Below are 13,446 nucleotides of genomic sequence, written 5' to 3'. Positions count from 1 at the left end.
TCGCGGATTCGGTCTCCGAGCCCCGATCGCCCGTGGGAACGAGCGCGGATCGCGCACATCCAGCCCCGTTTCGCGTCCGAAGGCACGATCCCGTCGATCTCGTCCGGACGGAATTCATCGTGGCCGGCGACGCGCATCCGTCCAGATTTTGAATTTTGTGGTCTTTGTGGATTTTTTGCTCAGGTTTGCGGCAGCCTGCCGATGCGCTGGGCAGCCTCGGACGGCGGTTGCCTGTCGGACGCATCGCCTGCGCAAACCAGCACTCGCGCGCCGCGCCCGCTCGGCCTAGCTTGGCCCATCCTCTCCCCTCAGGCGCGACCACATCATGCCCCAATGCCTCGTCTTCCGCGTGCCGACCCGGCATCCCGCCGACGTCTCGGGGGTGATGGATCTCATCGCCGCCGGCACCGTCGCGGCGGACGAGATCGTGGCGATCTTCGGAAAGACCGAAGGCAATGGCTGCGTCAACGACTTCACCCGCCAGCTCTCGGTGATGTCGCTGGAGACCGCCCTGGCCGACGCGATGGGCTGCACGCCGGCGGCGGTCGGCGCGCGGGTCGCCCTGGTCATGTCGGGGGGCACCGAGGGCGGCCTCTCCCCTCACCTCCTCGTGCTGGCGCGCCGCGAGAGTCCCGACGAGGCCGGCACGACGGCGCTCGCCGTCGGCACCGCCTTCACCGCCGATTTCCGCCCCGAGGAGATCGGCCGCATGGCGCAGGTGCGGGCGACGGCGGCGGCGGTCACCGAGGCTATGGCCCGGGCCGGGCTCGACGAGGCCGGGGACGTCCACTTCGTGCAGGTGAAGTGCCCGCTCCTCACCAGTGCGCGCATCCAGGAGGCCGCCGAGCGCGGCCAGGGCGTGGCGACCCACGACACCTACGCTTCCATGGGCCTGTCGCGCGGCGCCTCGGCGCTCGGCATCGCCCAGGCGCTGGGCGAGGTGTCGGGCGAAGACCTCGCGGATGCCGCCATCGGCGCGCGGCGGGACCTCTATTCCGGTCGCGCCAGTGCCTCGGCGGGCATCGAGCTGATGCGCAACGAGATCATCGTGCTGGGCAACGCCCGCGGCTGGTCGGGCCCCCATGCCATCGCCCATCGCGTCATGCGCGACGGCATCGACTTGTCCGCGATCCAGGGGGCCCTGGCCGATCTCGGCCTGCCCGCGGCCGGGCAGCTGGAGCCGGAGGCCGCCGAACGCGTGGCGGCCCTGCTCGCCAAGGCCGAGCCCTCCCATGACGGGCTGATCCGCGGACGCCGCCACATCATGAACGACGACAGCGACATCAACGCCACCCGGCACGCCCGCGCCCTCGTCGGCGGGGTCGCCGCCGCCGCGATCGGGCGCACCGACCTGTTCGTCTCCGGCGGCGCCGAGCACCAGGGGCCGGATGGCGGCGGCCCGGTGGCGATCATCGCCCGCGTGAGGAGCTGAGCGGCATGCCCGATTTCGACCTCGCCATCCGGGGCGGCACCCTGGTCACCGCCACCGACACGTTTCCCGCCGATCTCGGCATCCGCGGCGGGCGCATCGCGGCGATCGGCGCGCGGATCGCGGATGCGGCCCGCACGATCGACGCCTCCGGCCTCCTCGTCCTGCCCGGCGGCATCGACAGCCACGTCCACATCGCCCAGGAATCCGGTCCCGGCATCGTCATGGCGGACGACTTCGCCTCCGCGACCCGTGCGGCGGCGGCCGGCGGCAACACCTGCGTGATGCCCTTCGCGCTCCAGCCCCGCGGCGCCTCCCTGCGCGCGGCGACCCACGCCTACCGCGCCCTGGCGGAGGGGCAGTGCCACATCGATGTGGCCATCCACCTCATCGTCTCGGACCCGACGCCGGCCGTGCTCGGCCAGGAACTTCCTGCGCTGATCGCGGAGGGCTACACCTCGTTCAAAGTGTTCATGACCTACGACGACCTCGTCCTGAACGACCGCCAGATCCTCGACGTGTTCGACCTGGCGCGCCGCGAGGGCGCGCGCGTCATGGTCCATGCGGAGGGCTACGACGCCATCCGCTACATGACCGAGCGGTTGGAGAAGGCCGGCGAGACCCGCCCCTTCGGCCATGCCCTGTCCCGGCCGCAGGTGGTCGAGCGCGAGGCGGCGCACCGGGCGATCAGCCACGCCGAGCTCGTCGACCTGCCGATCGTCATCGTCCACGTCTCCGGCGAGCAGGCCATGGAGCAGATCGCCTGGGGTCGGCAGCGCGGCCTGAAGATCCACGCCGAGACCTGCCCGCAATACCTGACCCTGACCGCCGACCACATGAAGGGCCTCGGCTCCGACGACCCGATGGCGGGGGCGAAGTACGTCTGCTCGCCGCCGCCGCGGGAGGCTTCCAACCAGGCCGCGATCTGGCGCGGGATCCAGACCGGATTGTTCGACGTGGTCTCCTCCGATCATTGCCCGTTCCGCTACGACGATCCGGCCGGCAAGCTGAACCCGAAGGGCTGGACCTCCTTCCGCTGGGTGCCCAACGGCATCCCGGGCATCGAGACGCGCCTGCCCATCCTGTTCTCGGAAGGCGTCTCGGCGGGACGCATCTCCCTCAACCGCTTCGTGGAGCTCACCGCCACCAACCACGCCAAGCTCTACGGCCTCTATCCGCGAAAGGGCTCGATCGGGATCGGCTTCGACGCCGACCTGACGCTGTGGGACCCGAACCGCCGCGAGACGATCCGGCAGGCCGACCTCCACCACGGGGCGGACTACACCCCCTGGGAAGGGTTCGCGGTGACGGGCTGGCCGGTGATGACGCTCGCGCGGGGGACGATCGTCGCCGAGGACGGCCGGGTCACGGGGGCGATCGGGCACGGACGCGTGATCGATCGGGCCGTGGACGCGCCCTGAACCGGCCGGCCGCAGCCCTCTCCTCGCAAGGGAGCGGACAGCGCGCCGCGGCATCGAAGGGCGTCTGGCCCGCCCCTTGCTGGAGCCCGTCCCTTGCTGGAGATCGGGCGGGGAGACCATCATGGACGTCGAGCTGATCCGCCTGACCAAGCGCTACGGCGGCACGACCGCGGTGGACGGCATCGATCTGAAGGTGCGCTCGGGCGCCTATTGCTGCCTGCTCGGCCCCTCGGGCTGCGGCAAGACCACGACCCTGCGGATGATCGGCGGGCACGAGACCGTGACCTCCGGCGACGTGGTCATCGGCCCGCGCGCCGTGGGCGACGCCACGCCGGCCGAGCGCGGCACGGCGATGATGTTCCAGAGCTACGCCCTGTTCCCCCACCTCAATTGCCGCGACAACGTCGCCTTCAGCCTGAAGATGCGGGGCATCGCGAAGGCCGAGCGCCGCGCCAAGGCGCTGGCGATGCTCGACCTCGTTCAGATGGCCCATCTGGCGGAGCGCTTGCCGGCGCAACTCTCCGGTGGCCAGCAGCAGCGCGTGGCGCTCGCCCGTGCGCTGGTCACCGGACCCAAGGTCCTGCTCCTCGACGAGCCGCTCTCGGCCCTCGATCCGTTCCTGCGGGTGCGGATGCGGACCGAGCTGAAGCGGCTCCAGGCCGAGCTCGGCATCACCTTCATCCACGTCACCCACAGCCAGGAGGAGGCGATGGCGCTCTCCGACCTCGTGGTGGTGATGAACGGAGGCCGTATCGAGCAGGCGGCGGACCCCCGCACCGTGTTCGAGCGCCCCGCCACCGCCTTCGTCGCCCGCTTCATCGGCGGCCACAACATCATCCGGCTCCCTGACGCGACCGAGGTGGCGGTGCGTGCCGACCGCATGCGCCTCGGCCTGCAGGCCGGCCCGGAGGCGGTGCCGGCCCGCGTCGTCTCCGTGGAATACCAGGGCACCAGCGTGCATGTGGGCTTCGAGGCGGACGGCCTCGGCGGCGAGGCCGCCACCGCGCTCACGGCGGTGATCGACGACCGCGCCTACGCGGGTCATCCCCTGGCCCTCGGCCAGACCGTGCCGCTGGGCTGGGACGCCGACGCCGCCCATCGCCTGAGCGCCTGACCCGATCTCGTTTCCACAGAGGACCCTGCATGACGACCACGATCAAGCTGAGCCGCCGCACCCTGCTCCAGGGCGCGGGTGCCACCGGACTGGCGCTCGGCGCCGGCCCGATCACCGGCTTTCCCAACGTGATCGCCGCCGAGCCCGTGACCCTGCGCTACCTCGGCACCGCCGTGAACCAGTCCGGAGACATCGCCCGCAAGGTGAAGGAGGATCTGGGGATCACCATCGAGTACATCCCCGTCGTCACCGACGAGGTGACGAAGCGCGTGGTGACCCAGCCGAATTCCTTCGACCTCCTCGACACCGAGTTCTTCAGCCTGAAGAAGCTCATCCCGTCGGGCAACATCCAGGGCATGGATGCCCGCCGGATCAAGCAGGCCGACAACATCACCCCGGTCTTCACCAAGGGCGAAGTGGCCGGAAAGAAGATCGGCGACCAGGGCACGGCGCCCAGGAAGGTCTTCTATCTCGAGGGGCAGAACTCGAAGAACTTCGCGGGCTCGCCCACCGAGTGGATCACCCTGATCCCGACCACCTACAACGCCGACACGCTCGGCATCCGCCCGGACCTGATCAAGCGCCCGATCGCGAGCTGGAAAGAGCTCCTGAACCCCGAATTCAAGGGCAAGGCCTCGATCCTCAACATCCCATCGATCGGCATCATGGATGCCGCCATGGTGATCGAGGCCACGGGCGACTACACCTATCCCGACAAGGGCAACATGACGAAGGCCGAGATCGATCGCACCATCAAGCTGCTGATCGAGGCCAAGCGCGCCGGCCAGTTCCGTGCCTTCTGGCAGGACTTCAACGAATCCGTGAACCTGATGGCCTCGGGCGAGACGGTGATCCAGTCGATGTGGTCGCCCGCCGTCACCAAGGTCCGCAGCCAGGGCGTGGCCTGCACCTACCAGCCTCTCAAGGAGGGCTACCGCGCCTGGGCCACCGGCTTCGGCCTGCCCAAGACCCTGACGGGCCGCAAGCTCGATGCGGCCTACGACTTCATCAACTGGTTCCTCTCCGGATGGGCCGGGGCCTACCTCAACCGGCAGGGCTACTACTCGGCCGTGCTGGAGACCGCCAAGGCGCATATGGAGCCCTACGAGTGGGCCTACTGGATGGAGGGCAAGCCCGCCGAGAAGGACATCAAGGGGCCGGACGGCAGCGTGCTGGAGAAGGCCGGCGCCACCCGCGACGGCGGCTCCTTCGAGACCCGCATGGGCAGCGTCGCCTGCTGGAACGCCGTGATGGACGAGAACACTTACATGGTCCGCAAGTGGAACGAGTTCATCGCCGCGTGAGCGGCGGCGCAGCACGCCCCTCTCCCCTCGGCGGGAGAGGGTGGTCGCGGAGCGACCGGGCGCGGGGGCGACCTCTCCGGACAGGGCGCTCCCCTCTCCCGACCCGCGCGCACGCGCGGGCCACCCTCCCCCGCAGAGGGGGAAGGGTTTCGCGTGTCACGAGGGTCGAGCCATGACAGACACCGCCCTCTCCTCCCTCCCCACGATCGCGAAAAGTCCGGCCGCTGCAGCCTCCACCGCCAGCCTCACGGCCAAGACCCGGCGCCGGCAGGCGCTCGCCTATCTCCAGGCGGCGCCGATGGCGCTCGTGTTCCTGGTGTTCTTCGTGGTGCCGCTGGCGCTGACCCTGATCGTCAGCTTCTGGGAGTACAACGAGTACGAGATCATCCCGTCCTTCACGGTGCAGAACTACATCGACGTGTTCGAGGGCTGCCTCAACACCGCGGATGCCTGCACCACCGTGCGGACCTACCTGTCGACCCTGAAGTTCTGTGCGCTGACCTGGGCCTGCACCCTGCTGATCGGCTTCACGGTGGCGTACTTCGTCGCCTTCCACGTCCGCTCGAAGACCATGCAGATGGCGCTGTTCCTCGTCTGCACGATCCCGTTCTGGACCTCGAACGTGATCCGGATGATCTCCTGGATCCCGCTGCTCGGCCGCAACGGCCTCGTCAACGACACCCTGATGGGAATGGGGCTGATCAGGGCGCCGATCGAGGGCCTGCTCTATTCCGACTTCTCGGTGGTGCTCGCCTTCGTGCACCTCAACACCGTCTTCATGATCGTGCCGATCTTCAACAGCATGGCGCGCATCGACCGCTCGCTGATCGAGGCGGCCTATGATTCCGGGGCCACCGGCTGGCAGACGCTCTGGAACGTGGTGGTCCCCCTCGCCAAGCCCGGCATCGCCATCGGGTCGATCTTCGTGGTCACCCTCGTGATGGGCGATTTCGTCACCGTCGGCGTGATGGGCGGCCAGCAGATCGCCTCGGTCGGCAAGGTCATCCAGGTCCAGATGTCGGCCCTGCAGCTGCCGGCAGCCGCCGCCAACGCGGTGGTGCTGCTGGGCGCCGTGATGCTGATGATCGTGGCCATGACCCGGCTCATCGACCTGCGCAAGGAACTCTGATCGTGAGCGACCGCCCCCGCTCCCCGGCCTTCTACGCCCTGGCGGCGTTCTTCGCCCTGTTCGTCGCCTTCCTGTACGGGCCGACGCTGACGATCCTGGTGCTGAGCTTCCAGGGGCCGCAGGGCGGCCTCACCTTCCCGATGAACGGCGTCTCGACGCACTGGTTCGGCAAGCTCTGGGCCGGGCTCGGCATCGTCGACATCTGGGGCGCCCTGTGGCGCTCGCTCCGCCTCGGCCTCGTGGTCATGCTGCTCACCGTCGTCGTCGCGTTCTTCGCAGGGTTGGCCTTCCGCAAGCGCTTCCGCGGCGAGAGTGCGCTGTTCACCATCGCGGTGGCGAGCCTGATCGTGCCCTCCATCGTGGTCTCCCTCGGCATCGGCCTGGAATTCCGTCTCCTCGACGAGGCGGTGAAGTGGGCCGCCGCCGAGACCGGCTGGGGCTGGCTGCAGGAGCACGGCACCCTGATGGGGCTCTACACCTCGGCGCTGGGCGCGCACCTGACCTGGACCCTGCCCTTCGGCCTCCTCATCATGTTCGCGGTCTTCAACCGGTTCGATCCGGCCTACGAGGAGGCCGCCCGCGACCTCGGCGCCACAGGACCCCAGACCCTGCGCCACGTGGTGGTGCCGATCCTCGGACCGTCGCTGGTCGGCGTTGCGCTGTTCGGCTTCACCCTGTCCTTCGACGAGCTCGCCCGCACCAGCCAGGCCATCGGCGGCCGCAACACCCTGCCGCTGGAGCTGCAGGGCCTCACCACCACCGTCACGACGCCGGAGATCTACGCGCTGGGCACCCTCACCACCGGCATGTCGCTGGCGGTGATCGGGCTTGCCCTCGGGGCGAGCCTGTATCTGCAACGGCGCAAGGCGAAGGCCGGGTTGCGGCTGGGGTAAGGGTCGGGAAAGCCGCTCGCTGTAGGCTTCGGCACCGTTGCGTGACCGGAGCTCGCCCTCGCGATGACGCGTGCCTACCTCCTCGCCGCGGCGACGGCCGCGTGTCTGATCGGCCTGTCCTGGGCGGCGAACGGTTATCTCGGTGGCCTGGATCGTCTGCAGTGGGGCATCGACGGACGTCCCAACTGGTCCGCGCCGAGATGGATCGCGCTCGGCTTCGGACCGGGGGTGGGCCTCTTCGCCATGGCGACGATGTTGGTGCGGTGCCGGAGGGACCCCGACGGGACGCGGGCGTTCCGGACCCTCTTACCCATGAGCGCCATCCTGATCGGCGGGCACGTTTTCTACCTGTCCATGCTGTGGACTAAGGGAATCGCACAGCCGGGCTGATCCGCGCGACGCCTTCGCGTTTACACCGCCGCGTCCGCCAGCACCGGCGCCCGGTCCCCCTGGAACGCCGCGTGGGCCGCCTCGGTCCGCCAGCAGGCGGCCCGGTGGCCGGGCTGCACGGCCACGGAGGGCGGCGCCTCGACCCGGCAGCGTTCCTCGGCGAGGAAGCAGCGCGGGGCGAAGGGGCAACCCGGCGGGCGGTTGGCGAGGTCGGGCGGGCTGCCGGGAATCGTCTTCAGGCGCGTGCCCTTGGCGAGCGCGCCGTCGGCGCGGCTGCGCAGCAGGCCGATCGTGTAGGGATGGTGGGGATCGAGCACCACGTCGCGGGCGGAGCCCTCCTCGACGATGCGGCCGGCATACATCACCGCGATCCGGTCGGCGACTTCCACGGCGGCGCCGAGGTCGTGGGTGACGAAGATCGTCGAGAGGCCGAGTTCGGCCTGCAGCTCGCGCAGGAGCAGCAGGATCTGGATCTGCACGGTGGCGTCCAGCGCCGTCGTCGGCTCGTCGGCGAGCAGGACCTGCGGCCGGCAGGCCAGCGCCAGGGCGATCATCGCGCGCTGGCGCATGCCCCCCGACATCTCGTGCGGATAGGCGTCGAGGCGCCGCTCCGGGCTCGGGATGCGGACCCGCTCGAACAGCGCCAGGGCGCGCTGGCGCGCCGCGGCCGCGCCGATGCGCTCGTGCTGGCGGATCGCCTCGGTGATCTGCCGGCCCACGGTGTAGACCGGGTCGAGGGCGAGCAGCGGTTCCTGGAAGATCATCGCCACGGCCCGGCCGCGCAGGGCCCGCAGGGCTTTCGGCGACATCGCCATCACGTCGGCGCCGCCGACCCGGATCTCTCCGCCGATCCGCGTCCGGCGCTCCGGGTTCAGGCGCATGATCGCCCGCAGGGTGACGCTCTTGCCCGAGCCCGATTCGCCGATCAGCGCCACGGCCTGGCCGCGCTCGAGGGTGAGGTCGACCCCGTCCACGGCCTCGACCACGCCGCCGAAGACCACCGTCAGGCCGCGGATCGCCACCGCTGGGCCGGGTTCGGATGCGCTCATGCGGCCACCGTCAGGTCTGGGGCGAGCGCGTGGCCCGAGCCCGGCTGGCGGGCGAGGCAGGCGACGCGGTGGTGCGCATCGAGCGCGTCGAGGGGCGGGACCGTGGCCCTGCAGACGGGCTCAACCAGGGTGCAGCGGGGATGGAAGCGGCAGCCGGCGGGCGGGTCGATCGGGTTCGGCGGGTCGCCGGCGAGCGGCGCCACCTGCGTCCGGGCATCCGGGTCCATCGAGGGCATCGAGGACAGGAGGGCGGCCGTGTAGGGGTGGGCGGGGCTCGCCAGCACCGTGTCGGCGGGGCCGATCTCGACCACCTGCCCGAGATACATCACCGCCACCCGGTCGCAGATGAAGCGCACCACGTTGAGGTCGTGGGAGATGAACAGGTAGGTGAGGTTGAATTCCTGCTTGAGGTCCATCAGCAGGTTCAGCACCTGCGCCTCCACCGACTTGTCCAGCGCCGAGACCGCCTCGTCGAGCACCACGAGGCGGGGTTCCAGCGCGAGCGCGCGAGCGATGTTCACGCGCTGGCGCTGGCCGCCGGAGAGCTCGTGCGGATAGCGCGCGGCGAAACGCGCGGGCTCCAGCCCCACCCGGGCGAGCAGGGAGCGGGCGCGCTCGATGGCCTGGCGCTTCGGAACCCCGTGCACCTGCGGTCCGAAGGCGATGGAGCCCTCGATGGTCATGCGCGGATTGAGGGAGGAGTAGCTGTCCTGGAACACCATCTGGGCCTGGGCCCGGAAGTCGCGCAGGGGCAGCGCCCGGCCGCCGATGCGCTCGCCGTCGAACAGCAGATCGCCGGAATCGTGCCGGATCAGCCCCATGATGAGCCGGGCGGTGGTGGACTTGCCGCAGCCCGACTCGCCGACGACCCCGAGGGTCTCGCCCTTCAGGATCTCGAAGTCGACGCCGTCCACCGCCCGCACCACCGCCTTGGTGCCGCCCAAGCCCTTCTTGACGGGGAAGTGCTTCACGAGGCGGTCGACGGTGAGGAGGGGCTGGGCCGGGCCGCCCCGGTCGCGGGCGATCGGGACGGTGGGAGCGCCGATCGGCATGCTCATGCCTTCACCTCCATGGCGGACCGCAGGCCGTCGGAGAACAGGTTGAACGAGATCGAGACGACGAAGATGGCCAGCCCCGGCAGGGCCGCGACCATCGGGTTCACGTAGATCGCCGTGCGCAGGGTGTTCAGCATCAGGCCCCATTCGGGCTCGGGGGGCTTCACGCCGAGTCCGAGGAAGGACAGGCCCGAGGCCAGGATCATCGACACGCTGATGAGGCTGGTGGCGTAGACGAAGATCGGCCCGAGCACGTTGCCGAGCACCTGCACCCGCAGGATCGTCAGGGTCGAGGCGCCAGAGAGACGCGCCGCGTCGACGTAGTCGCGGGCACGGATCTGGGTGGTCACGCTCTCGGCCACGCGGGCGATCTGGGGCACGAACACGCAGGTCAGCGACACGATGGAGTTGAAGATGCCGGCGCCCAGCGCCCCCGACAGCGCGATGGCGAGCAGGACCGAGGGAAACGCGAAGAACACGTCCACCGTGCGCATCAGCACGGTGTTGACCCAGCCGCCGACGTAGCCGGCCAGGATGCCGATGCCGGACCCGATGACGAAGGCGAGGATGACGGGGGTGACGCCGATGAACAGGGACAGGCGGCCGCCCATCATCAGGCGGCTCAGCATGTCGCGGCCGAGCTCGTCCGAGCCGAGGCGGTAGGTCGCGTCGCCGATCGGCCTCAGGCGCCGCAGCATCGAGCCGCGATAGGGGTCCATCGGCGTGATCCAGGGCGAGAGCAGTGCGATCGCCACGATGGCGAGGATCACGCAGGCCGCGGCCATCGCCACGGGATCGCGCAGGAGCTTGTGGCCGACCTGCCCCCAGAAGCCGCGCGACGGCACGAAGGCGTCGGGCGCGGCTGGCGCGGGGGCGGCGCCGCCTGCGATGTCGAGGACCGGCGCGCCGGCCTGTGTCGCGAGTGCCATCAGCCCCTCTCGATGCGCGGGTCGAGCGCCGTCTGCACGACGTCGACGATGAGGTTGAGGGCGACGAAGAACATCGCCAGGACGAGGATCGAGCCCTGGAGCAGGGGCAGGTCGCGCTGGAAGATCGCGGCGTTGAGCAGGAAGCCGGTGCCGGGCCAGGCGAACACCGTCTCGATCAGGATCGAACCGCCGAGCAGGTAGCCGAGCTGCAGCCCCATGATGGCGAGCGCCGTCGGGGCGGCGTTCTTGACCACGTGCTTGAACACGCCGAACTCGCTCATGCCCTTGGCCCGGAGCGCACCCACGAAGTCCTGGGCCAGGATGTCGCCCACCAGCGCCCGGACGGTGCGGGCGATCACCCCCATGGGGATCACCGACATCGTGAGCGCGGGCAGGATGATGTAGCGCAGGTGATCGAGGTCGGGCCGCCAGTTGCCCGAGCCGTCCGGTCCGGCGCCGGTGGGCGGCAGCCAGCCGAGCTGGGCCGAGAACACGATGACCAGCACCATGCCGAGCCAGTAATGCGGCACGCTCACCCCGAAGACCGACACCGCCGAGGCGAGCCGGTCGAGGATCGAGTTGCGGAAGTAGCCGGCCACGAAGCCGAACAGGCAGCCGAAGGTGAAGCCGATCAGCGTCGCCACGAAGGCCAGGATCAGGCTGTTGACCACCGCCCGGCCGACCTCCTGCGCCACCGGGCGGCCGGTGGCGATGGAGATGCCGAGATCGCCCTGGAGCACGTGCCAGAGCCAGATCACGTACTGCACCGGCAGCGGCTTGTCGTAGCCGTAGGCCGCCCGCATGGCGTCGATGGTCTCCTGCGTGGCGTCCACCGGAAGCACGGCGCTCAGGGGGTCGCCGGGGGCGAGGTGGACCAGCATGAAGCAGACGACGCTCACGCCGAGCGCCACCGGCGTCACGGTGAGCAGGCGCTGGAGGATGAATTTCAGCATGGCCAGGCCCCTCCCCCGCGGAAGGGGGCGGGCCTGCGCCCCAGGGCGACCCGGATGTCCATCACTTGCCCATCGAGATCGGCGAGAAGTCCTGGAACCAGTTCTGCGCCTGCACGAAGCCCTTCACCTTGGGGCTCATCGCGCGCGGGTTGGTGTCGTGGGCCACCATCAGGAACAGGGCGTCGTCGACGTACTTCTCGTGGACCTTCTCCAGGACCTTGGTCTGCTCGGCCGGGTCGAAGGTGGTGCGGACCTGATCGAAGAGCTTGTCCATCTCGGGGTCGCAATAGTGACCCCAGTTGGTGCCGTTCGGGGCCGCGAGATTGCACTGGAGATGGCGGATGAAGCCCGTGAAGGGGTCCTGGATGAAGTAGGAGAAGTTCATCCCCGTCGCCTTGCGCGACATGTCGGACTTGGCGCCCGCGCGCCACAGGTTGATGAGCGTGTTCCACTCGACCACCTCGAACTCGACCTTGATCCCGACATCCGCGAGGTTCTGCTGGATGAACTCGTTCATCGGCAGGGGCTGCATCTGCCCCGAGCCCGAGGGCGCGATCAGGATCTTGGTGACGATGGGCTTGTTCGGCCCGTAGCCGGCCTCGGCCAGGAGCTTCTTGGCGGCCTCCGGATCGTAGGTCGGCTTGAAGGTCGGGTTGCCGAACCAGGCCGAGCCCGGCGGCATGAAGCCCTGGGCCGGAATCATTAGGCCGTTGAGCAGCTCCTTCATGCCCTCGCGGTCCACCGCGAGGTTGGCCGCCTTGCGCACGCGGATGTCGTTCCAGGGCGAGCCCTCGGCGCGGGAGAGGTGCCAGGTCCAGTTGTGCGGGTAGGCGTTGGTGACGATGCCGAACCCGGCGGCCTTGAGGGAGGCCACCGCGTCCGGCGGGGGCGCCTCGATCCAGTCGACCTGGCCGGAGCGCAGGGCCGCCACGCGGGCATTGGCCTCGGGCAGCGGCACGAGCACGAGCTTGTCGAGCTTCGGCACCCGGGCCGTGTCCCAATACGCCTTGTTGGGCGCCATCTCGGCGCGCTCGCGCGGGGCGAACAGGGTCAGCTTCCACGGGCCGGTGCCCGAGGGCGTCTTGGCGAAGGCGTCCCAGCTCCGGCCGACCTTCTCCCACTGGGCGGGCGACGAGATCATGATCCAGGCGATCTGATAGGGCAGCGTCGCGTCGGGGTTCTTGGTGACGACTTCGAGGGTGGTCGGATCGACGGCGCGGTAGCTCGCCACGGCCGGGATGCGCGAGCGCCCTTGCGCCGACTGGCGCGGGTCGAATTGCGGCGCGTCGTTCTTCAGGAGCTTGTCGAGGTTCCACACCACCGACTCGGCGGTGAAGGGCGAGCCGTCGTGGAAGGTCACTCCCTCGCGCAGCTTGAAGGTCCACTTGGTGTTGTCGGCGGGGTCGACCGTCCAGCTCGTGGCGAGGCCCGGCACCAGCACGGAGGGCTTGGTGGCGGAGGAGAGGTCCCAGTTGATGAGCCCGTCATAGACCGTATAGCCCGTGAACCGCATGCCCTCGCCGCCATTGTCGGCCTGGCCGGTGGTGAGCGGGATGTCGGAGGCGGTCATGCCGATCTTCAGCACGCCCTGGGCGAGGGCGGCGGGCATCATCACCCCGGACAGCAGGGTGGCGGCCAGAAGGCGGGACTTCGACCAGCGGGAGACGGAAGCGAACATGCGGGGACGGGTTTCCATGGGCTGCGTACGGCTTGACGAAACCGTGAATGCAATCCGCCGGCCAAACCGCCGCGCAGATCTCGCGGGCCGGGAGCGATCGTC

The 13,446-nt window shown here is 69.8% G+C and carries 12 protein-coding genes; 7 read left to right on the top strand and 5 right to left on the bottom strand.

Features of this window, described 5'->3' with window-relative positions; translation table 11 throughout:
* The first annotated feature begins 325 nt into the window (after positions 1-325).
* From atzD to AC0IWM_RS15755, 7 genes are all read left to right on the top strand, one after another.
* On the top strand, positions 326-1,432 hold the full coding sequence (gene atzD, locus AC0IWM_RS15785) for a cyanuric acid amidohydrolase (RefSeq protein WP_471756524.1): 1,107 nt from the start codon (positions 326-328) through the stop codon (positions 1,430-1,432).
* Between the two features lie 5 nt (positions 1,433-1,437).
* On the top strand, positions 1,438-2,850 hold the full coding sequence (hydA, locus tag AC0IWM_RS15780; RefSeq protein ID WP_471756522.1) for a dihydropyrimidinase: 1,413 nt from the start codon (positions 1,438-1,440) through the stop codon (positions 2,848-2,850).
* A 121-nt stretch (positions 2,851-2,971) separates the two neighbouring features.
* Positions 2,972-3,964 (top strand): ABC transporter ATP-binding protein, encoded by a 993-nt coding sequence (locus AC0IWM_RS15775; RefSeq protein ID WP_471756520.1) that lies wholly within the window; start codon positions 2,972-2,974, stop codon positions 3,962-3,964.
* Between the two features lie 29 nt (positions 3,965-3,993).
* The gene (locus AC0IWM_RS15770) at positions 3,994-5,268 is read left to right on the top strand and encodes an ABC transporter substrate-binding protein (protein WP_471756518.1); all 1,275 of its coding nucleotides are present in this window, start codon (positions 3,994-3,996) and stop codon (positions 5,266-5,268) included.
* Positions 5,269-5,440: 172 nt separating this feature from the next.
* Positions 5,441-6,397: an ABC transporter permease gene (locus tag AC0IWM_RS15765; RefSeq protein ID WP_471756516.1), complete on the top strand. Its 957-nt coding sequence runs from the start codon at positions 5,441-5,443 to the stop codon at positions 6,395-6,397.
* A complete protein-coding gene (locus AC0IWM_RS15760; protein WP_471756700.1) occupies positions 6,397-7,290 on the top strand; it encodes an ABC transporter permease in 894 nt (297 codons plus the stop codon). The genes AC0IWM_RS15765 and AC0IWM_RS15760 overlap by 1 nt, the downstream gene beginning before the upstream one ends.
* Before the next feature lie 63 nt (positions 7,291-7,353).
* Positions 7,354-7,680: a hypothetical protein gene (locus AC0IWM_RS15755; RefSeq protein ID WP_471756514.1), complete on the top strand. Its 327-nt coding sequence runs from the start codon at positions 7,354-7,356 to the stop codon at positions 7,678-7,680.
* 20 nt (positions 7,681-7,700) lie between these two features.
* On the opposite strand, the gene AC0IWM_RS15750 is transcribed toward AC0IWM_RS15755, so the two are convergent.
* From AC0IWM_RS15750 to AC0IWM_RS15730, 5 genes are all read right to left on the bottom strand, one after another.
* Positions 7,701-8,729, bottom strand: a complete 1,029-nt coding sequence (locus AC0IWM_RS15750; RefSeq protein ID WP_471756512.1) for an ABC transporter ATP-binding protein — start codon at positions 8,727-8,729, stop codon at positions 7,701-7,703.
* Complete coding sequence (locus tag AC0IWM_RS15745) at positions 8,726-9,787, bottom strand: ABC transporter ATP-binding protein (RefSeq protein WP_471756510.1); 1,062 nt, start codon at positions 9,785-9,787, stop codon at positions 8,726-8,728. The genes AC0IWM_RS15750 and AC0IWM_RS15745 overlap by 4 nt, the downstream gene beginning before the upstream one ends.
* A complete protein-coding gene (locus AC0IWM_RS15740; RefSeq protein ID WP_471756508.1) occupies positions 9,784-10,713 on the bottom strand; it encodes an ABC transporter permease in 930 nt (309 codons plus the stop codon). The genes AC0IWM_RS15745 and AC0IWM_RS15740 overlap by 4 nt, the downstream gene beginning before the upstream one ends.
* Positions 10,713-11,666 carry an ABC transporter permease gene (locus tag AC0IWM_RS15735; protein WP_471756506.1) on the bottom strand — a complete coding sequence of 318 codons (954 nt, stop codon included), beginning with the start codon at positions 11,664-11,666 and terminating at the stop codon, positions 10,713-10,715. The genes AC0IWM_RS15740 and AC0IWM_RS15735 overlap by 1 nt, the downstream gene beginning before the upstream one ends.
* Before the next feature lie 61 nt (positions 11,667-11,727).
* Positions 11,728-13,278, bottom strand: a complete 1,551-nt coding sequence (locus AC0IWM_RS15730) for an ABC transporter substrate-binding protein (protein WP_471756698.1) — start codon at positions 13,276-13,278, stop codon at positions 11,728-11,730.
* Between the last annotated feature and the right edge of the window lie 168 nt (positions 13,279-13,446).

Source organism: Methylobacterium sp. AC433, from assembly GCF_979253015.1.
This window is presented reverse-complemented; position numbering and strand designations above follow the sequence as displayed.